Genomic DNA, 20244 nt, shown 5'->3' with positions numbered 1-20244 from the left:
CTGCCCGGCTTTGGCCTGCCTGGGGTGCCCGTAAGGGCCCCATGTCAAATCGAGCCGGACCTGAGCGCTGAACCCACCCCGATCCCCATCCCCATCAGTCCTGCTCGACCCCCAAATAAAACGCGATCAACCGCAGCAAGTGCTCCGTGTCCACCGGCTTGGTCACGTAATCCGTCGCCCCCGAAGCCAACGACTTCTCCCGATCACCCTTCATCGCCTTCGCCGTCACCGCGATCACCGGCAGGTCGGCGTACCGCGACATGGCCCGAATCGCCGCCATGGTTGCGTTGCCGTCCAACTCCGGCATCATGATGTCCATCAACACCAGCGTCACGTCGTCGTACTGCTCCAACGCCCGCACACCCGTGATGCCGTTGTCCGCGTAGATCACCTGCAACCCGTGCAACTCCAACACCGACGTCAACGCGAACACGTTGCGCAGGTCGTCGTCCACGATCAGCACCTTCTCGCCGTGGAACCGCATCGGCGCCGGCGGCAGCTCGGTCGGGGCGACCAGGGACTGCGGCGCGTCGTCGGCGGGCGTCAGCAGCTCCGGCACGGCTTCCGGCTCCACCACGACCGGCGCCATGATGCCCTGTTCGCCCAGCGGCAGGTAGAGCGTGAACGTCGACCCGATGCCCGGCTCGGACCGCACGTCCAGCCGACCGTCCAGCAACGCCGCCAGCTCGCGGCTGATCGACAGGCCCAACCCGGTGCCACCGTACTTCCGCGACGTCGTGCCGTCGGCCTGCTGGAACGCCTCGAAGATCACCGACAGCTTGTCGGCCGGGATGCCGATGCCGGTGTCCTGCACGTCGAACGCGACCGACTCCTCGACCGCCCGGATCCGCAGCTTGATCTCCCCTTCATGGGTGAACTTCACCGCGTTGGACAGCAGGTTGCGCAGGATCTGCTGCAACCGGTGCTCGTCGGTGTGCAGCGTGGACGGCATGTCGGGCTCCACGACGACCTCGAACGCCAGCCCCTTCTCCGCGGCCAACGGCGTGGTCATCGCCTCCACGTAGCCGACCACGTCGGACACCCGCACCGGGTCCGTCTGCACCTGCATGTGACCGGCCTCGACCTTGGTCAGGTCCAGGATGTCGTCGATCAACTGCAGCAGGTCGGTACCGGACGAGTGAATGGTCTTGGCGAACTCCACCTGCTTCGGGTTCAGGTTCCCGTCGAGGTTGTCCGCCAGCAGCTTCGCCAGGATCAACAAGCTGTTCAACGGCGTGCGCAGCTCGTGCGACATGTTCGCCATGAACTCCGACTTGTACTTCGACGCCGACGACAGCTGCCGCGCCCGCGCCTCCAGCTCCACCGAACCGGCCCGCAGCTCCTCGGTCAGCCGCTGCGACTCGACCAGCAGGCTGTCGGTCCGCGCGTTGGCGAGCATCGTGTTCAGGTTGACGCCGATGTTCTCCTTGAGCTGGTCCAACAGGTCCAGGTGCACCTCGGTGAAGTCGCCGAACGACCCCAGCTCGATCACGCCGAGCGTCTCGCCCTGGAACACGATCGGCAGGATCACCAGGTTCGCCGGTGGCGCCGACCCCAGTCCCGACCCGATCTCGATGTACCCCGGTGGCACGTCGGTGACCAGCACCGTCCTCTTCTCCACCGCCACCTGCCCGATCAGCGACTCGCCGCGCATGAACCGCGTGGGACGTCCGCCACGCGGCGCGTACCCGTAGGCGGCGGTCAGGTCCAGGGCGTTGGACTCGGCGTCGACCAGGAAGAACGCCCCGTGCTGCGCCGACACCAGCGGCGTCAGCTCGCTGATCACCAGCGACGCCATGGCGTTGAGGTCGCGGTGGCCCTGCATCTGGCCGGACAACCGCGCCAGGTTCGTCTTCAACCAGTCCTGCTCCTGGTTGGCGCGCGTGGACGCCCTCAGGTTGCCGATCATCCGGTTGATGTTGTCCTTGAGGTCCGCGACCTCGCCGGACGCGTCCACGGTGATCTGCCGGGTCAGGTCGCCCGCGGTCACCGCCGTCGCGACCACGGCGATCGCGCGGACCTGCCGGGTCAGGTTCCCGGCCAGCTCGTTGACGTTCTCGGTGAGCCGCTTCCAGGTGCCCGAGACGCCTTCCACCTCGGCCTGACCACCCAGCTTGCCCTCGGTGCCGACCTCGCGCGCGACCCGGGTGACCTCCTGGGCGAAGGACGACAGCTGGTCGACCATCGTGTTGATCGTGGTCTTGAGCTCCAGGATCTCGCCGCGCGCGTCCACGTCGATCTTCTTCGACAGGTCGCCCAACGCCACCGCGGTCGTCACCTGGGCGATGTTGCGGACCTGCGAGGTCAGGTTGTTCGCCATGAAGTTGACGTTCTCGGTGAGGTCCTTCCAGGTGCCCGCCACGTTCGGCACCCGCGCCTGACCGCCCAGGATGCCCTCGGTGCCGACCTCGCGGGACACGCGGGTGACCTCGTCGGCGAACGCGCGCAGCGTGTCGACCATGCCGTTGATGGTGTCCGCCAGCGCCGCGACCTCGCCCTTGGCCTCGACCGCGATCTTCTTGGACAGGTCACCGCCCGCGACCGCCGTCGCCACCGCCGCGATGGACCTCACCTGCGTGGACAGGTTGTCGGCCATGACGTTGACGTTGTCGGTGAGGTCCTTCCACGTCCCGGCCACCCCGGGCACCCGCGCCTGACCGCCCAGCCGCCCGTCCGTACCCACCTCGCGTGCCACGCGCGTGACCTCGTCGGCGAACGACGACAGCTGGTCGACCATCGTGTTGATGGTCGACTTGAGCTCCAGGATCTCGCCGCGCGCGTCGACGGTGATCTTCTGCGACAGGTCGCCACCCGCCACCGCCGTCGTGACCTGGGCGATCGACCGCACCTGCGCGGTCAGGTTGTTGGCCATGAAGTTGACCGAGTCGGTCAAATCCCGCCAAGTACCCGCGACCCCCGGCACCTGTGCCTGACCGCCCAGCCGCCCGTCCGTGCCCACCTCACGCGCCACACGCGTGACTTCGTCGGCGAACGACGACAGCTGGTCCACCATCGTGTTGATGGTGTCCTTCAGCTCCAGGATCTCGCCCCGCGCGTTGACCGTGATCTTCTGCGACAGGTCACCCCGCGCGACCGCCGTCGCCACCTGCGCGATGTTGCGGACCTGGGACGTCAGGTTGCCCGCCATGAAGTTGACCGAGTCGGTCAAATCCCGCCAAGTACCCGCGACCCCCGGCACCTGCGCCTGACCGCCCAACCGCCCATCACTGCCGACCTCCCGCGCCACGCGCGTGACCTCGGCCGCGAACGACGACAGCTGATCCACCATCGTGTTGATCGTCGTCTTGAGCTGGAGGATCTCGCCGCGCGCGTCCACGTCGATCTTCTGCGACAGGTCGCCCTGCGCGACCGCCGTCGTCACCTGTGCGATGTTGCGGACCTGGGACGTGAGGTTGCCCGCCATGAAGTTCACGGAGTCCGTCAGGTCCCGCCAAGTACCCGCGACCCCCGGCACCTGCGCCTGACCGCCCAGCCGCCCGTCCGTACCCACCTCGCGCGCCACGCGCGTGACCTCGTCGGCGAACGACGACAGCTGATCCACCATCGTGTTGATCGTCGACTTCAGCTCCAGGATCTCGCCCCGCGCGTCGACCGTGATCTTCTGCGACAGGTCGCCCTGCGCCACCGCCGTCGCGACCTGCGCGATGTTGCGGACCTGCGAGGTCAGGTTGTTCGCCATGAAGTTCACGTTGTCGGTCAGGTCCCGCCAGGTGCCGCCGACCCCCGGCACCTGTGCCTGACCGCCCAGCCGCCCGTCCGTGCCCACCTCGCGCGCCACGCGCGTGACCTCGTCGGCGAACGACGACAGCTGGTCCACCATCGTGTTGACGGTGTCCTTCAGCTCCAGCATCTCGCCTGCCACCGTCACGGTGATCTTCTGCGACAGGTCGCCCTGCGCCACCGCCGTCGCCACCTGCGCGATGTCACGCACCTGCTTGGTGAGGTTGTCGGACATGAAGTTGACCGAGTCGGTCAGGTCCTTCCAGGTGCCCGCCACCCCCGGCACGACCGCCGTGCCACCGAGGCGCCCGTCCGTGCCGATCTCGCGCGCCACCCGCGTGACCTCGCCCGCGAACGTCCGCAGCGTCGCGGTCATCGAGTTGAAGCTCTCGACCAGCGCGGCGACCTCACCCCGCGCGTCGACCACGATCTCCTGCGACAGGTCGCCCTCGGCGACCGCGGCGAGCACGCGGCTCAGCTCGGCGGTCGGTCTGGTCAAGTCGTCGACCAGGCCGTTCACCGCCTCACCGGCGGTCGCCCAGCCGCCGGTCGCGGTGCTGGGCGCCAGCCGCTCGCCGAGTCGGCCCTCCTGGCCGACCGACTGGCGCACCCGCACGAGCTCGCCGACCAGCCACTGGTTGCGCTCCGCGATCTCGTTGAAGACCTGGGCCAACTCGGCCGACGCCCCGTCGCCGGGCACGACGAGGCGACGGCGGAAGTTGCCGTCCTTCATCTCCCGCATCGCGGTCAGCAGTCGGGACAGGGTCACGTCCGTGTCGTCCTGGGCGGTCGTCACACGAGCCTCCGATGTCAGCGCAACTGCGCCAAGCCTGCCACTGTTGGAGGCAACTTGTCCGATAGGTTGGGTCGACCCGACACACAGGAGCCGTGATGGCCCAGGGCTACCGGCAAGGCGCCGACACGGGCCTCGACCTCGACGCGTGGCGTCGCGTGGTCGACGGCTTCCACGAGGCCGTCGTCGTGCTGGACCCGGAAGGGGTCGTCCGGCTGGTCAACCGCCTCGCGTCCGCGCTGTTCCCGCAGGCGCGGACCGGCTCCACGCTGCCCGGCGGGGCGCTGCCCGGCGACGTCGGCCACGGCGGTCGGCGTGACTTCGGCGGTCGGCGGCAGGACCTCGGCGGCGGGTGGGTCGCCTGGTACCGGGGCATCGACGACTACCTGGACGAGCTCACGCGGCGGACGGCGTTGTCGCCGCACCACGCCGACACCGTGCGGACCGTCGTGGAGATGGCGCCCGCCGAGCACACCGTGGTGGTGCTGCCGGGCGTTCGCGGGCGGCTGGAGTGGTGGCGGCGCACGCCGGCGGGCGACGTGGCGGTGGTCCGCAGCACCCGGCAGGTCGCCGGCACCGCGCCCGGCCTCACGGGGGTGCTGGAACGACTGGTCGACCACGCCGAGCTCACCGAACTGGGTGATGGTCCGTGGGGCGTGTCGGGGGTGGGCGTGGCCGTGCCGCTGACCGAGGGCGGTGCGCTGGTGTGCTTCGGCGGCACGTGGAACGCCGACCTGCTCAAGCGGTACGCGACCCGCGCCGCCGCGGCGGTCGAGGCGAGCGCCCGGTTCGCCGAGCAGCAGCGGACCGTGGAGGCGTTGCGGGCGAACCTGCTGCCCACCCCGTTGCCCGAGGTGCCGGGCGCCCGCCTGGCCGGCGTCTACGAGCCCGCGCACCGGGGCGTGCTGATCGGTGGGGACTTCTACGACGTCCACCCGCGCGAGGACGGCAGCGCGGCGTTCGTGCTCGGTGACGTGGCGGGCAACGGGTTGGAAGCGGCGGCGCACAGCGGCCGGGTGCGGCAGAGCCTGCACACGCTGCTGGTGGTCGAGCAGCGGCCGGCGCAGCTGTTGCACCTGCTCAACGCCGCGCTGAGAGCAGCGGGCAGCCGCCTGTTCACCACGCTGGTGGTCGGCACGCTGCTGCCCGTGCAGGCCGGTGGCCTCCGCCTGACCCTGGCCGCCGGTGGCCACCCCGCGCCGCTCGTGCTGCGCGGGGACGGGCGGGTGGACGAGGTGGCGGTGCACGGCGGGATCGTCGGCGTGCTGCCGGAGGTGCGGTTCCACCAGACCACGGTGACCCTCCTGCCCGGGGAGACGTTGCTGCTCTACAGCGACGGGTTGACCGAGGCGCGCAAGCACGGCGACCGGCAGGAGCTGTTCGGCGACGTGCGGCTGAAGGCGGCGCTGGCCGACTGCGCCGGGCTGTCCGCCGAGGCGGTGTCCGACCACCTGCGGCGGGTCGTGTTCGACTGGCTCGGCCCGGCCGAGCACGACGACCTGACCCTTCTCGTCCTCCAGGCGGCGCACTGAGGCGGCCCGTGACGCCCGGGAAAGCACGAACGGGCAGGTGCCGGGACGTCGTCGAACCTAGGATCGGGTGACGTGGAGCCACCTCTCGCCGCGGTCGCGCAAGCCCACCGCCGGCTGTTCGACGCGATCGCCGACCTGACCGACGACCAGGTGGCGCAGCCGTCGTCGCTGCCCGGCTGGACACGGGGGCACGTCCTCGCCCACCTGGCCGACGCCGCCCGCGCCCGCAGCCGGGTGATCGAGCACGCGGCGCGCGGCGAGCAGGTCGCGATGTGGGAGCCCGGCGAACGGGACGCGATCATCGAAGCCACCGCGACCCGCACCGCCGCCGAGCACCGTGCCGCCACCGCCGAGCACTCCGAACGCCTGGAACGGGCCTGGGCGGGTATCTCCGACTGGTCGGACCCGGCCGCCGCGGATCTGACCGCCGCGGATCTGACCGCCGCGGATCCCGTCACCACAGCTCCCGTCGCTACGGATCCCGTCCCGCACGTGTTCACCCGCTGGCGCGAGGTGTGGATCCACCTGGTCGACCTCGACCTGGGCGTCCGACCGGCCGAGTGGAGCGCTGACTTCGCCGTGCACACCATCGGCATCCTGCTCGCGCGACTGCCCGACGGCGTGTCGCTGCGCGCGACCGACGTGCCGCGCACGTGGGGCACGGGCACCGAAGTCGCCGGCGGGGTGCGCGACCTCGCCGCCTGGCTCGCCGGCCGCGTGCCGGACGAGCCGCCGACCTCCGCCGGGCCGTTGCCCGAGCTCGGCCCGTGGCCCGCGTACCCGTCGCGCCGGCAGGACCTGCCGGACTAGTCCGACGCCGGCCGACCCAACGACCCCGGCACCGTGCTCACCACCCCCAAGCCGCTCGCACGGCCAACCCGACCCCGACGACCACCACCAGGGCGGCGGTGATCACGGGCAGGGCGGTGAAGCGGTCCCGCAGGCGTTCGACGGCGGCCAGTCGATCCCGCAGGCGGACCAGGAGCAGGCCGACGGCGGTCAGGGTGGCGGCCATGCCCAGGCCGTAGCCGAGCACTAGCACCACGCCGAACCACGTCCGACCCAGCGCCACCGCGCCGAGGAGCACGACCAGCGCGGACGGACTGGGCACCAGGCCACCCGCCACGCCCATCCCGATCAGCCCGCCCCGACCGACGCCATGCCCGTGCCCGTGCGCATGTCCATGTCCATGTCCGTGCCCATGCCCATGCCCATGCCCGTGCCCGTGCCCGTGCCCGTGCCCCACGAGGACCGGTCGGCGCACGGAGGCACGCAAGAGCGTGACGCCCACCGCCGTCACCAGCACACCGCTCACCACACCCAGCCAGCGCAGCACCGAGTCACCCGCCACCGCACTGGTCGCGCTGATCAGCAACCCCAACGCCAGCACACCGGCCGTGTGCGTCAGGGTCACCGTCGCGCCGACCACCAGCGCGTCACGAGGCGTCCCGGCCCGACCGGCCAGGTAGGCCGCGATCACCGTCTTGCCGTGGCCCGGCAGCGCCGCGTGGGACGCGCCCAGGACCAGCGACAGCAGCACCGCCAACACACCGACCAACGGCGTCAGGTCGCGCCCGCCCGCCAACGACGTGAACGCCTGCGTGGCCACACCCAGCAGCGACGAACCACCCACCTCCGACCCACCCACCACCGCACCCCCACCGACCACCGGCGCGGACGACCCCGCGCCCACCCGCAACACCACCGAACGCACGTCCAACGGGTCCGCCAGCAGGTCGTCGGGGTACTCCCGCAACTCACCCGTCACGCTCACCCCGGGCACGGGCGGGTCGAGCAACGCGACACCGTCACCCACCGCCGTCATCTCCCGCCAGCCGACGCGGTCGTCCCGGTAACCGGCGCGCACCGCCACCGTCTCCCCGGACGCCCCGGCCTCCACCACGCACGTCAACCGCGTCGTCGGCAGGCCCCCGTCACCGGGCGGGAACTCGACCGCGCTGGACCGCACCTCGACCGGCACACCCCGGCCGTCCACCTCCACCGACGTGGCCCGCGACAACACCGCGCACTCGCGTGACGCGTAGTCACCCACCTCCGCCGGCCGTTCCTGCAACGTGGGGATCTCGGCCGTGTCCACCACCGCCCGCACGGTCACGCGATCCGGGTGCACCGTGATGCCGTGGTAGTGGTTGACCGTGAAGTTCCCCAACGGGTGCGCCGCCGCCTGAGCCGGGAACAGCAGCAACCCCGACGACAACACCAGCAAGCCCGACAACACCAGCAAGCCGAGAACCCTCACCGCAGACCGCCCAGCACCTCGCGGGCGCGCGGAGCGTCCACGAACGAGAAGTGCGGGTTGATCCGCAACGCCTCTGCCACCACCCCCGCCGCCTCGGCGTCACGTCCCAGCGCCGCCAGGATCACGCCCCGGTGGTACAGGAACGCGGCGTTGTGCCACCCCGCGGACACCGCGCGGTCGGCGAAGGACAACGCCTCCTCGTGCCGACCGTTCAGGTGCAGCGCCCACGCCAGCGCATCGGCCACCAGCACGTGCTGCCGCCGTCCCCACTCGGCCTCCGCCAGCCGCAACGCCGACGCCGCGTCACCCCGGTCCGCCGCCGCGACCGACGCCGCCAGGTCGTCCGGCGCCAGCGCGAACTGCCGTTCCAGCACGGCGAACTGCGGCGACGGGTCACGTCCCGCCGCACGCAGCATGTTCGCGTACTCGTGCACCAGTTGCGGCAGCGGTGTGCGCTGCACCAGTTCCGAGTACATCCGCAGCGCCTCGTCCACCGACCCGCGCGCGAACTCCACCTTCGCCTTGCCCTGCAACAGCATCACGTCGCGAGGGTCGACCGCCAGCCCTTGCGAGTACTGCGACAGCGCCTCGTCCAGGTCACCGTTGTCGAACGCCAGCTCACCGAGGCGGTAACGGCAGAACACCACGTCCGGCGAGGCGGCCGCCGCGCCCGACGCGCGTTCCAACGCCGCCCGGGCACCCGCCACGTCCCCGCGTTGTTCCAGGTCGTAGGCCGCGCGCGTGAACGACGGGACACCGGGCTCCAGGTCGAGCATCCGCTGCACCGCGGCCGTGGCCTCGGCTGTCATCCCGAGCTGCGTCAACGCGTCCGCCAGCACCCCGTACACCGCCGCGGTGTCCGGGAGCAGCGCCTGCGCCCGGGCCGCGTGGTCACGAGCCGCCGCGAAGTCGTGCCGGGCGTTGGCCAGCGCGCCCAACCCGATCGACGCGAGCCCGTTCCCCTCGGGTCGGTGTCGCAACGACGTGTCCAGCGCGCCCTGCGCCTTCTCGTAGTACGACGGGTCACCGGTGATCCGCGCCCGCTCGACGTAGGCCGAGCCCAGCGCGGCCCAGGCGTCCGCGTCCGACGGCGTGCGGCGCAGCTTGTCCTGCAACGCCGAGACGGTCCGGTGCGTGGCGACCTCGGCCACCGCGCCCGCCGGCTGGGCCGGTGCGTCCGAAGTGGACAGTGAGGTCACGGCCGTGACGAGCAGGGCGAGGCCGCCCACGACGGCGGTGATGGCGACGAGTCGGATCATGGCGGCCTCCAACGAGGACGAAGAAGCCCCCTTGGAGGGCGGGGGACCCTCCAAGGAGGACGAGGACTACTCGGTCGGGGGCTCCTGCTGGGCACGGTGGCGCAGGACCCATGCCCCGGCGCCGATCAGCAGGAGGGCGAGTAGTCCGCTCAACAGGGGCGCGGTCGGAACGCCACCGCCCGCTGTCGGCTTGATCGCGACCTCCGCCCCACCGGCGTTGACCGCCGTGTTGTTGGGCAGCGCCACGTACGGGAACTGCTTCTCGAACGCGTTCTCGTTCGCGTCGACCTTGTCACCGGCGGCCAGCGCCTCGACCACGCCGTTGACCGCCGCGCCCTCCAACGCCTGCAGGCCGATGTCCAGCACGTCGTCGGTGAGCCTGCGCCCGTTCGGGAAGCCCTGGTTGTCCTGGGCCAGCACGCCGAGCCGGTTCGGCTCGGCCGCGGGCGCCACGGACATGTTCAGCCGCAGCTGCTCGGACGGCACGAACTTCCGCTTGTCCACGTCGGCGTTGACGACCTGCGAGTTCAGGTCGGCCTTGATCGGCCCGCCGAGCTCGGTGGTGATGCCGGTCAGGAAGATCTCCACCAGGTCGTCACGCCGACCCTTGGGCGCCGGGATCCGGTAGATGCCCTCGACGAGCGCGGGCAGCTCCGGGTTGGTCACCCGGTCGACGAGCTCCTTGACCTTGGCGTCCTGGTCCGGCGTCAACGAGTTGAACTTGTCCTTCAACCCCGCGGGCACGACCACCTCGTTGACCAGCGGGTTGCCCAGCCGGGACACCTGCACCCAGTCGCCGTGCGCGCGGTAGCGGCCGGGGCTGAGCTCCATCGACCGCCGCTCGGTGTCGCCCCACACGCCGATCACCGGGTTGCGCTTGGCGTCGCCCTTCAACGCCACCCACGCCTTGGGCACCTGCAACGCGATGGTGTTGGCGTTGAAACCGCGCAGCGTGTCCTGCCCGACCTCGGACAGGTCGCCGCCGTAGAGCAGGTCGAACACCCGCAGGTCGAGGAAGAACGAGTCGTCGGCCTGCCCGACGTAGGCCTTCGCGCCGCCCTGGATCCCGGTGACGGCCTGGTCGCGCAACGCGCGGTAGTCGGGCATCGACTTCGGTCCGGTGTTGGACGGCGCGACCTTGCCCTTGTGCACCAGCTTGGTGGACGCGCCGCGCTGGTCGACCAGCTCCAGCGTGTAGGTCTGCCGGAACAGCAGGTTCTCGTCGTCCAACGAGGTCACCGCGCCGTTGTTGTACAGGAACGTCGACTTGCCGCGCCGGTCGTCGTTCTGGAACGTGAACCGGTAGGTGATGTCGGCGCGGGCGTCGCCGTCGTTGTCGACGTTCAGGTCGTACCGCGCGTCGGTCGCCCACGGGTAGAAGTTCGGCCCGCCGTTCGGCTCCTGGAACGGGGAGAAGTTCGCGATCAGCGTCACGGTGTCCGGGTGGTCGGGGCTGACGAACGCGTAGACGTCGGTGTTGTCGACCGCCGGGTCGCCCGCGATCAGCGGCGCCTCGCGGTGGCTCGACGCGCCCGCACCGGACGCGCCGAGCAGGCCGGTGGCCAGGGCCGTGGCGCCGACCGCGGCCAACGCGGCGACCACCTTGGCGGCGCGGCGGTTGGTGAGCGGTGTGGACATGCTCGATCCCTTCATCGGATTCGCGAGCGTGCTGACACCGAGCAATTCGTCCCGCGAGCACCTCCGGTTCAGAACGTAGGGGTTCCGGACCCCCGGACGCGGGGGTTCCCGACCTCCGGACGCAGGGGTTCCCGACCTCCGGACGCAGGGGTTCCCGACTTCCGGTGAGTGGAAGATCCGTTGACCCCCGGCGAACGTGCTCAATAGCGTTCGCCGCACGGAATCGCCGGTTCCGGCCGTGCCCAACCGGAGGTCGGATTGGCCACCATCGCCCCGCTCGCGGAGGCCGTCGCACACGTCGTGCGCGACGGCGACACCGTGGCCTTCGAGGGCTTCACCCACCTGATCCCGTTCGCCGCCGGGCACGAGGTGATCCGGCAGGGCAGGCGTGACCTGACCCTGGTCCGGATGACCCCCGACGTGCTGTACGACCAGCTCATCGGCGCGGGCTGCGCGCGCAAGCTGGTGTTCTCGTGGGGCGGCAACCCCGGCGTCGGCTCGCTGCACCGGTTCCGCGACGCCGTGCAGCACGGCTGGCCGCGGCCGCTGGAGCTGGAGGAGCACAGCCACGCGGGCATGGCCAACCGGTACGTCGCCGCGGCCTCCGGGCTGCCGTTCGCCGTGCTGCGCGGCTACACGGGCACCGACCTGCCCGCCCAGACCGCCAACATCGCGCCGGTGACCTGCCCGTTCACCGGCGAGGTGCTGACCGCCGTGGCCGCGCTGCGGCTGGACGCCGCGGTCGTGCACGCGCAGCGCGCCGACCGGCACGGCAACGTGCAGCTGTGGGGCATCACGGGCGTGCAGAAGGAGGCGGTGCTGGCCGCGACCCGTTCGCTGGTCACCGTCGAGGAGGTCGTGGACGAGTTGGAGCCGCGGCCGGGCGGGGTGGTGCTGCCGTCCTGGGTGGTCGACTACGTCGCCGAGGTGCCGGGCGGCGCGCACCCGTCCTACGCGCACGACTACTCGGTGCGCGACAACGACTTCTACGTGGCGTGGGACGCCATCAGCCGGGACCGGGACCGGTTCGCGCAGTGGTTGGGGAGTCTGTCGTGACCGCGGACCACACCTCCGACGAGATGATGACGGTCGCCGCGGCACGGGCGCTGCGGGACGGCGCGGTGTGCTTCGTCGGCATCGGGCTGCCCAGCACCGCGGCCAACCTCGCCCGCCGCACGCACGCGCCGGACCTCGTGCTGATCTACGAGTCCGGCACGATCGGCGCGAAACCGGACCGGCTGCCGCTGTCGATCGGCGACGGCGTGCTGGCCGAGACCGCGGTCAGCGTGGTGGGCGTGCCGGAGATCTTCAACTACTGGTTGCAGCCCGGCCGGATCGACGTCGGCTTCCTCGGCGCGGCCCAGCTGGACCGGTTCGGCAACATCAACACCACGGTGATCGGCGGCGACTACCGCAACCCCGGCGTGCGGCTGCCCGGCGCGGGCGGCGCGCCCGAGATCGCCGCGTCGTGCCGCGAGGTCGTCGTGGTGGTGCGGCAGACCGAGCGGGCGTTCGTGGAGCGGGTCGACTTCGTGACGTCGTTCGGGTTCGGCTCCGGACCCGGCGGGCGGGAGGCGCTGGGCCTGACCGGCGCCGGGCCGCGACTGGTGATCACGGACCTGGGCGTGCTGCGGCCCGACCCGGACACCTGCGAGCTGGTGCTCACCGCGCTGCACCCCGGCGTGGACCTGGCAACCGCGCGCGAGCGCACCGGTTGGGACCTGCGGGTCGCCGACGACCTCGGCCGCACCGAGCCGCCGACCGAGGGGGAACTCGCCGTGCTGCGCGAGCTCACCCGCTAGACCACTCCGCCTCGGCACGACGAACAGGAGACCGCGGTGCCGACCTACGAGCCGCACACCTATCGGCCGGACCCGGATTCGCACCCGCCCGTCGCCTTCCCCGAGTACCGGTCCAACGTGCTCCGCGCGCCCCACCGGCCGTTCGTGCTGCTGCCGCAACGGCTGGGCGAGATCACCGGCCCGCTGCTGGGCGAGGGCCGCGTCGGCCCCCACGACAACGACCTGACCCTCGGCCACGACGGCGAGCCGCAGGGCCAGCGGATCATCGTGTCCGGTCGGGTGCTCGACGGTGGCGGTCGGCCGGTCGCGGGCACGTTGCTGGAGGTGTGGCAGGCCAACGCGGCCGGCCGGTACCGGCACGACGCCGACCGCCACCCCGCGCCGCTCGACCCGAACTTCACCGGCGTCGGCCGCGTCGTCACCGACGCCGACGGCCGCTACTCGTTCACCACGGTCCACCCGGGCGCCTACCCCTGGCGCAACCACGACAACGCCTGGCGGCCCGCGCACATCCACTTCTCGCTGTTCGGCACCGCGTTCACCCAGCGGTTGATCACCCAGATGTACTTCCCCGGCGACCCGCTGTTCGCCCAGGACCCGATCTTCAACTCGGTCCGCGACCCGAAGGCCCGCGAGGCGATGGTCGCCCGGTTCGACCTGGGCACCACGGTGCCGGAATGGGCGCTGGGCTACCAGTGGGACATCGTGCTGCGGGGCAAGAACCCCACGCCGCTGGAGGAGGAGGACGACGATGAGTGAGCTCCAGACCACCCCGTCGCAGACCGTCGGCCCGTTCTTCTCGTTCGGCCTGGTGTGGTCGGACGGCCCGTTCGTGGTGCCCGAGGGCACGCCCGGCGCGTTCCGGATCGGCGGCACGGTCTACGACGGCGCGGGCGTGCCGGTGCCGGACGCCGTGGTCGAGACCTGGCAGGCCGACCCCGACGGCCGGTTCGACCACCCCGACGACCCGCGTGGTCCGGTGCGCTGGAAGGATTTCCGCGGCTTCGGTCGCAGCGCCACGGACCCCGAGGGGCGGTACTCGCTGTTGACCGTCAAACCCGGGCCACTGCCGGTGGCCGGGAGCGGCGGCGGCGTGGTCGGGGGAGGATGGGAGGCACCCCACCTCAACGTGTCGGTGTTCTGCCGGGGCATGCTGGTACGGCTGGTCACGCGGATCTACTTCCCGGACGAGGAGGCCAACATCGCGGACCCGGTGCTGACCTCGATCGACGACCCCGCCAGGCGGGCGACGCTCATCGCCGGGCGCGACCCGTCGCGGACCGGCCCACCCGGCTACCGCTTCGACATCCACCTGCAAGGGGACCATGAGACCGTCTTCTTCGACCTCTGAGCACGGCGCCCGCTCGGCGGGCCCCCGCTCGCTGTTCGGCACGCTGTTCACCGACCCGGACGTCGAGACCGAGACGTGCGACCGGGCGTGGTTGCGGGCCATGCTGGACTTCGAGCGAGCCCTGGCGATCGTGCAGGCCAGGGCGGGCATCGTGACCGAGGAGGCGGCCCGGATGGTGGTGACCGCCATCGACGTGGGGCACTACGACCCGGTCGTCATCGGCGAGGGCGCCCTCACCTCCGGCACGCCGGTCGTGCCGCTGGTCCGCGCGATCGGCGCGCACGTCACCGCCGAGGGTCGTGCGGCCGTGCACAACGGCGCCACCAGCCAGGACGTGCTGGACACCGCGTTGTCGCTGGTCGCCTCCCGCGCGCTCGGGCCGATCCTGGTCGGGCTGCGCGGCGTGGCCGCCGAGTGCGAACGGCTCGCCGAACGGCACCGGGACACGCTCATCGCCGGTCGGACCCTGGCCCAGCACGCGCTGCCCACCACGTTCGGGCTCAAGTGCGCCGGTTGGCTGGTCGCCGTGGACGAGGCGGAGGCGGCGCTGACCAGGGTGCGCACGCGGCGGCTGGCCGTGCAGTTCGGCGGCGCGGTGGGCACGATGGCCGCCGTGCGCGAGGGCGGTGACCTGACCGAGCAGCTGGCCGCCGAGCTGGGCCTGGTCGCGCCGCTGATCCCGTGGCACACCAACCGGACCAGGGTGGCGGAGCTCGCGGGCGCGCTGGGCGAGGCGTCGGGGGTGCTGGCCAAGATCGCGCAGGACGTGGTGCTGCTCGCGCAGACCGAGGTCGCGGAGGTGGCCGAGGCGGACGGCGGCACGTCGTCGGCGATGCCGCACAAGCACAACCCGGTGCGCGCGGTGCTGGTGACCGCGGGCACCAGCCGGGTGCCGGGGCTGGTGGCCACGGTGCTGTCCGCGATGGCTCAGGAGCACGAACGGGCGGCCGGCGCGTGGCACGGCGAGTGGCAGACCGTCACCGAGCTGCTGAGGCTGGTCGGCGGGGCCGTGCGCGGCACGCGTGAGCTGCTGTCGAAGCTGCGGGTCGACCCGGAGCGGATGCGGCGCAACCTCGACCTCACCGGCGGGCTGCTGATGGCCGAGAACGTGGCCGTGCGGCTGGCGGGGCGCATCGGCCGGTCCGAGGCGCAGGAGCTGGTCGCCGAGGTGTGCCGGAGCGCGGTCGCGGCCGGTCAGCCGCTGCGCGAGGCGTTGCTGGCCGACCTGCGGATCGGGCTGTCGGAGAAGGAGGTCGACGACGCGCTGGACCCGGCCGGGTACACCGGCAGCGCGGGCGAGTTCACCGACCGCGCCCTCGCGGCGCACCGGGGGAGGGGCCGGCCGTGAAGCCGCACTACGAGTTGAGCGGGCCGCCGGACGCGCCGGTCGTCGTCCTGGGCAACTCGCTCGGCACCACGACCGCGATGTGGGCGCGTCAGCTGCCCGTGCTGCGACGCCGGTTCCGGGTGCTGCGCTACGACCACCGCGGCCACGGCGGCTCGCCCGCGCCGGACGGCCCTTACCGCATCGACGACCTCGCCGACGACGTGCTGGAGCTGCTGGACGCGCTGGGGCTGGCGCGGGTTTCGTACTGCGGTGTGTCGATGGGCGGAATGGTGGGCATGTGGCTGGCCGGGCACGCGCCGGAGCGCATCGAGCGGCTGGTGCTGTGCTGCACGGCGGCCACGTTCCCGGCGGCGCGGCCGTGGCTGGACCGGGCGGCGACCGTGCGGGCCTCCGGCACCGGAGCCATCGCGCCCACCGCGGTCGACCGCTGGTTCACCCCGGCGTTCCGTGAGAGCTCACCCGAGGTGGTGGCCGCGTTCGAGACCGATCTGTCCGAAGTGGACGACGAGGGGTACGCCGGGTGCTGCGAGGCGTTGGCGGTGCTGGACCTGCGGTCCGTGCTGCCCGCGATCGAGGCGCCGACGGCCGTCATCGCGGGTGCGGCCGACGAGGCCACCCCGGCGGACTGCGGGCGTTTCGTCGCCGACTCGATCCCCGGCGCGTCGTTCCACCTGGTGCAGGCGGCGCACCTGGCGAACGTCGAGGCGGCCGACGAGGTGTCGACGATCATGGAGGAGCACCTGTGAGCTTCGAGGAAGGCATGCGCGTGCGGCGGGAGGTGCTCGGCGACGAGCACGTGGACCGCGCGGTGGCCGACACCGACGCGTTCACCGCCGATTTCCAGGACTTCATCACGCGGTACGCGTGGGGCGGGGTGTGGGCCAGGCCCGGACTCGACCGGCGGGTGCGGTCGTGCCTCACGTTGGCCGTGCTGGCGGCGCTCGGGCACGAGCGGGAGCTGGCGATGCACGTGCGGGCGGCGTTGCGCAACGGCGTGACGGCGGACGAGATCAAGGAAGTGCTGCTGCACGTGGGCGTCTACGCGGGCGTCCCCACCGCGAACCGCGCGTTCACCGTGACACGACCGATCCTGGCCGAGAGCTGACCGCCAGGCCTGGGGCCGGGGTCGCGGCACGGGGGTGAGCGAGCGGCGCCGACCGGGAACGTGGTCGGCGCCGCTCCGTCGCGCGGGCTACTGGTTCCTGACCTCGGACTTGACCTGCTGACCCGACTCGCGGGCGTGCTGGCCGACCTCCTGGGCCGAGCCCTTGGCCTGCTCCACGGTCGTCTGCGTGGCCTCCTGGGCCACCTGCTTGACCTGGTCCGCCGCCTCGCTGACGGCGGTGCTCGCGTCGTCCTTCAACTTCTGCGCGGACTCGGTGAGGGCTTCCTTCACCGGTTCCACGGCACCACCGGCGCGCTCGCCGAGCTGGCGGATGGCGTCCTGCTCGGCCCTGGTGGCCGGGATCAGGGTGGCGATCAGCGCGCCCGCGCCGAACGCGATCAGGCCCGCCGCCAGCGGGTTGCCGCGCGCCTGTTGCCGTGCCTGCTCCGGCGCGTTCTGCACGGCCTGCGCGGCCTCCTGCGCCTTCTCGCCCACGGCGGACGCGGCGTGCTGAGCCTTGTCGCCGACGGTCGAGGTGGCGTGCTGCGCCCGCTCACCGACGGCGGACGCCATGCCCGCGGTCCGGTCCTGCACCGATGCCGCGGTCTCCGGAACCGTGCCCATGACTCGCTCCTTCAACGTGCCCATGCGGTGCCGGACCCGGTCCACCCGGCGTTGCGCGATGTTGCGTGGCCTGGTGTGGTCGACGATCCGGTTCGCGTCGGCCACCAACTCGGCACGCGTGCGGTCGATGTCGTGCCTTATCTGGTCGGGTGACGGACCCATTCCGCGTCCTCCTTCAAGGTCTCGATGGTGCGCTCCGGCTTGGGGTTCACCTTGCGCAGTCGCGTGCGCCCGGCGGAGAACAGGGCGAAACCGGCGATGCCCCACAGCACGGCCACGACGAGCGTGGCCCAGCCCAGCCCCATGAACGTCGCCAGGCCGAACGCCAGCGCCAGGCTCAGCAGCACCGCGGTCATGTACCCCGCGAACCCGGCCGCGCCCAGCATCCCGGCCGCCTTGCCCGCCTTCGTCGCCTCCTGCCGGATCTCGGCCTTGGCCAGCTCCAGCTCCTGGCGCATCAGCCGCGACAGGTCCTCGGTCAGCTCACCGACGAGCTGGCCCAGCGAGGCCTCGCCGTCGGGCGGCGGCACGGCGCCGGTCGGCACCCGGCTCGGCGGCACGACGCCCTCCGTCAGCCGGGGCTCAGCGCTGGACATACGGCGCCCCCTCCGATTGGTAGGGCGCACGCGGCGACGGCGCCGGCGGACCCGACGGCGCCGACTGCGGCAACGTGCCGTACTGGGACGGCGGCACCGGCGAGGGTGACGAAGGCACGGCGGTCGGCGTGGTCACCGGGGTCGTCGGCGTCTGGTCGGTGTAGCCGCGCTGCGGCTGCGCCTGCTGACGCGACTGGTCGGGCGCGTTCATGCTCTTCGCGGCGCGGGCGACCAGGAAACCGGCCACCGCCGCGCCGATCAGGAACGTCCCGGGCTTGCGCCGGGCGAAGTCCTGCGCGGAGTCCAGCAGTCCCCGCGCACCCCGTTCGTCGAGGTAGCGGGCGGCCTGCCGGCTCGCGTCGGACACCTGGCGCAACGCGCCCGCGGTCAGCGAGTCCGGGCCGGAGCCGTCGGCCATCGTGCCCAGCTCGTCGGCGATCCGGTCGATCTGCCGCGACACCCGCTTGGCCTGCTCCTCGGCTTCGGTGGCGACGCGTTCACGCATGTCGTGCGCGACGTGCTTGGCCTGGCCCTTCGCCTCGTGGGCCACCTGTCCGACCTGTTCACGCGCGGTCGCACGCACCTCTCCGGCGGCCTGCCGGGCGTGCTGCGCCACGGCGGTGCCTTCCTGCTCGGCGGTCTCGCGGACCGCACCCACCTGGTTCTCGTCCACGACGGACTCCTCACGGTCGGCGTGTTCTCGCCTACCGACCTACCCCCACGGCGGAGGGTTAACCTCCTTCGCAACAACAACCACCTCGGTGCTCGGCGGCGCACCGCGCGCTCGCGCGGAATCGGCGACAAATGTGCGACGACCCCGCGACCGGGTTCCGGTCGCGGGGTCGTCCTGGATGGTCGGTCGGTTATCGGGTGGTATGCGGTCGACGGGTCAGAACGAGAAGACCGTGCCGGTCTCCTGCTCCATCACGCACCGGTTCGGGAATTGCTCGACGTACTGCACGGGTTCACCCCGCCACGAGCCGAACGCGGTCACGGTCACCGGCGTGTAGTCGAAGGTGCAGACCTGCGGCTCGGTGCCGGTCAACTGCGTGAAGTCGCCGTTCGCGGCCTCGATCTCGTCGCACGCCACCCGCGCCAGCCGGTGGTCACCCGCAGCCGGGTCGCAGGTCAGCCGGGTGCTGTCGACCCCGGTCTGCTCCTGGTAGACCGCCAGCAGGAGGTCGGTCTCCGGCGCCGCGGCGGACGCCGGGCCCGCCCCGATCAGCGGCGCGGCCAGCAGGCTGGATGCGAACAAGGAAGCCATGAGGGTTCGTGTTCGTCGCATGGCACCGGGATGACCCGATCGAGTGGATCGTATTCGGCCGGATTCGCATCTCACCGGGATGTCGTAATCTGTGAATTAACGTTTCCAATTCGCACCGAATAGGTCACCAGGTAGGTCGCGCGGTGATCCCGCCATCCACTACCAGGTCGTTTCCGGTGATCCAGGACGCCATCGGCGAGGCGAGGAAAACGCAGGCGTCACCAACGTCCTCGGGTCGACCGAGCCGACCCAGCGGCGCGGCCCGGGTCCACCGGTCGACGCCGTCCGGCCAGTCCCGCGCCAGCCCCGGCCGGTCGATCAGGCCGGGGGAGACGGTGTTGACCCGGATCCCCCGCGGCCCGTACTCCAGGGCGGCCGACCGGGCGTGCATGATCAGGGCGGCCTTGGACGCGCCGTAGTGCGCGTGCCCTGCGGCGGGGTGGGTGCCCTCGATCGAGGCGACGTGGGTGACCGACCCTCCGGCCGGCAGCACCTCCGCCGCGGCCTGGGTGCAGGCGAAGGCGCTGGTGAGGTTCAGGTCCACGACCGCGCGCCACTGCGCGGCCGTCATGCCCGCGAGGTCCTGGACCGGTTGCACGCCCGCGTTGTTGACCAGCGCGTCCAGCCGCCCGCCCCACTCGGCCGCCGCGCGCACCAGCCGACCGCACGCCTCGGGGTCGGTGAGATCGGCCCGGATCCCGGTCGCCCGCCCACCGGCCGCGGTGATCTCCGCGACCAGGGCGTCCACGTCGCCCCGGTGGCCGTGCGCCACCACCGCCGCCCCGGCCCGCGCGAACCGCAGGGCGATGCCGTGCCCGATGAGCCCGCTGGCTCCGGTGACGAGCCCGACCGTGCCCACGAGAAGACCTGTCACGGGCACGGAGAGTAGCGCGGGGTGGTGGGCGGATCAGCTCGGCGTGACCGACGAGCG

18 protein-coding genes are annotated in these 20244 nt (G+C 72.0%); 9 read left to right on the top strand and 9 right to left on the bottom strand.

Features of this window, described 5'->3' with window-relative positions:
• Window positions 1–94 precede the first annotated feature (94 nt).
• Complete coding sequence (locus ACYVLT_RS36020; protein ID WP_461124635.1) at window positions 95–4537, bottom strand: hybrid sensor histidine kinase/response regulator; 4443 nt, start codon at window positions 4535–4537, stop codon at window positions 95–97.
• A 95-nt stretch (window positions 4538–4632) separates the two neighbouring features.
• Between ACYVLT_RS36020 and ACYVLT_RS36015 the strand changes: the two genes are divergently transcribed.
• Both ACYVLT_RS36015 and ACYVLT_RS36010 read left to right on the top strand, forming a co-directional pair.
• A complete protein-coding gene (locus ACYVLT_RS36015) occupies window positions 4633–6066 on the top strand; it encodes a PP2C family protein-serine/threonine phosphatase (protein ID WP_461124634.1) in 1434 nt (477 codons plus the stop codon).
• A gap of 72 nt (window positions 6067–6138) precedes the next feature.
• Window positions 6139–6876 carry a maleylpyruvate isomerase family mycothiol-dependent enzyme gene (locus tag ACYVLT_RS36010; RefSeq protein ID WP_461124633.1) on the top strand — a complete coding sequence of 246 codons (738 nt, stop codon included), beginning with the start codon at window positions 6139–6141 and terminating at the stop codon, window positions 6874–6876.
• A 37-nt stretch (window positions 6877–6913) separates the two neighbouring features.
• Here ACYVLT_RS36010 and ACYVLT_RS36005 read toward each other — a convergent pair whose 3' ends face one another.
• The 3 genes from ACYVLT_RS36005 to ACYVLT_RS35995 form a co-directional block, all read right to left on the bottom strand.
• Window positions 6914–8326 (bottom strand): High-affinity nickel-transporter, encoded by a 1413-nt coding sequence (locus ACYVLT_RS36005; protein ID WP_461124632.1) that lies wholly within the window; start codon window positions 8324–8326, stop codon window positions 6914–6916.
• On the bottom strand, window positions 8323–9585 hold the full coding sequence (locus ACYVLT_RS36000; RefSeq protein WP_461124631.1) for a tetratricopeptide repeat protein: 1263 nt from the start codon (window positions 9583–9585) through the stop codon (window positions 8323–8325). The genes ACYVLT_RS36005 and ACYVLT_RS36000 overlap by 4 nt, the downstream gene beginning before the upstream one ends.
• 66 nt (window positions 9586–9651) lie before the next feature.
• Complete coding sequence (locus ACYVLT_RS35995) at window positions 9652–11223, bottom strand: DUF4331 domain-containing protein (protein ID WP_461124630.1); 1572 nt, start codon at window positions 11221–11223, stop codon at window positions 9652–9654.
• Window positions 11224–11481: 258 nt separating this feature from the next.
• Between ACYVLT_RS35995 and ACYVLT_RS35990 the strand changes: the two genes are divergently transcribed.
• From ACYVLT_RS35990 to pcaC, 7 genes are read left to right on the top strand one after another with little or no spacing between them, the layout of a single operon-like run.
• The gene (locus ACYVLT_RS35990; RefSeq protein ID WP_461124629.1) at window positions 11482–12279 is read left to right on the top strand and encodes a CoA transferase subunit A; all 798 of its coding nucleotides are present in this window, start codon (window positions 11482–11484) and stop codon (window positions 12277–12279) included.
• A gap of 23 nt (window positions 12280–12302) precedes the next feature.
• Complete coding sequence (locus ACYVLT_RS35985; protein ID WP_461124643.1) at window positions 12303–13025, top strand: CoA-transferase subunit beta; 723 nt, start codon at window positions 12303–12305, stop codon at window positions 13023–13025.
• A gap of 36 nt (window positions 13026–13061) precedes the next feature.
• Entirely contained in the window at window positions 13062–13784 is a 723-nt protein-coding gene (gene pcaH / locus ACYVLT_RS35980; RefSeq protein ID WP_461124628.1) for a protocatechuate 3,4-dioxygenase subunit beta, read from the top strand.
• Window positions 13777–14376: a protocatechuate 3,4-dioxygenase subunit alpha gene (gene pcaG / locus ACYVLT_RS35975; protein WP_461124627.1), complete on the top strand. Its 600-nt coding sequence runs from the start codon at window positions 13777–13779 to the stop codon at window positions 14374–14376. The genes pcaH and pcaG overlap by 8 nt, the downstream gene beginning before the upstream one ends.
• On the top strand, window positions 14351–15724 hold the full coding sequence (gene pcaB, locus ACYVLT_RS35970) for a 3-carboxy-cis,cis-muconate cycloisomerase (protein ID WP_461124626.1): 1374 nt from the start codon (window positions 14351–14353) through the stop codon (window positions 15722–15724). Before pcaG ends, pcaB begins: the two co-directional genes overlap by 26 nt.
• Entirely contained in the window at window positions 15721–16470 is a 750-nt protein-coding gene (gene pcaD, locus ACYVLT_RS35965; RefSeq protein WP_461124625.1) for a 3-oxoadipate enol-lactonase, read from the top strand. The genes pcaB and pcaD overlap by 4 nt, the downstream gene beginning before the upstream one ends.
• Window positions 16467–16829 carry a 4-carboxymuconolactone decarboxylase gene (gene pcaC / locus ACYVLT_RS35960; RefSeq protein WP_461124624.1) on the top strand — a complete coding sequence of 121 codons (363 nt, stop codon included), beginning with the start codon at window positions 16467–16469 and terminating at the stop codon, window positions 16827–16829. Before pcaD ends, pcaC begins: the two co-directional genes overlap by 4 nt.
• Before the next feature lie 87 nt (window positions 16830–16916).
• Here the strand turns inward: pcaC and ACYVLT_RS35955 are convergent, their stop codons facing one another.
• From ACYVLT_RS35955 to ACYVLT_RS35935, 5 genes are all read right to left on the bottom strand, one after another.
• Window positions 16917–17615: a DUF3618 domain-containing protein gene (locus ACYVLT_RS35955; RefSeq protein WP_461124623.1), complete on the bottom strand. Its 699-nt coding sequence runs from the start codon at window positions 17613–17615 to the stop codon at window positions 16917–16919.
• On the bottom strand, window positions 17591–18049 hold the full coding sequence (locus ACYVLT_RS35950; protein ID WP_461124622.1) for a phage holin family protein: 459 nt from the start codon (window positions 18047–18049) through the stop codon (window positions 17591–17593). Before ACYVLT_RS35950 ends, ACYVLT_RS35955 begins: the two co-directional genes overlap by 25 nt.
• A complete protein-coding gene (locus ACYVLT_RS35945; RefSeq protein WP_461124621.1) occupies window positions 18036–18722 on the bottom strand; it encodes a hypothetical protein in 687 nt (228 codons plus the stop codon). The genes ACYVLT_RS35950 and ACYVLT_RS35945 overlap by 14 nt, the downstream gene beginning before the upstream one ends.
• Before the next feature lie 216 nt (window positions 18723–18938).
• Window positions 18939–19313 carry an SSI family serine proteinase inhibitor gene (locus tag ACYVLT_RS35940; RefSeq protein WP_461124620.1) on the bottom strand — a complete coding sequence of 125 codons (375 nt, stop codon included), beginning with the start codon at window positions 19311–19313 and terminating at the stop codon, window positions 18939–18941.
• Window positions 19314–19437: 124 nt separating this feature from the next.
• Entirely contained in the window at window positions 19438–20187 is a 750-nt protein-coding gene (locus ACYVLT_RS35935) for an SDR family NAD(P)-dependent oxidoreductase (RefSeq protein ID WP_461124619.1), read from the bottom strand.
• Window positions 20188–20244 lie beyond the last annotated feature (57 nt).

The organism is Saccharothrix stipae (assembly GCF_054781895.1).
Note: the sequence above shows the minus strand (reverse complement) of the source record. Positions and strands in the feature narration are given on the sequence as shown.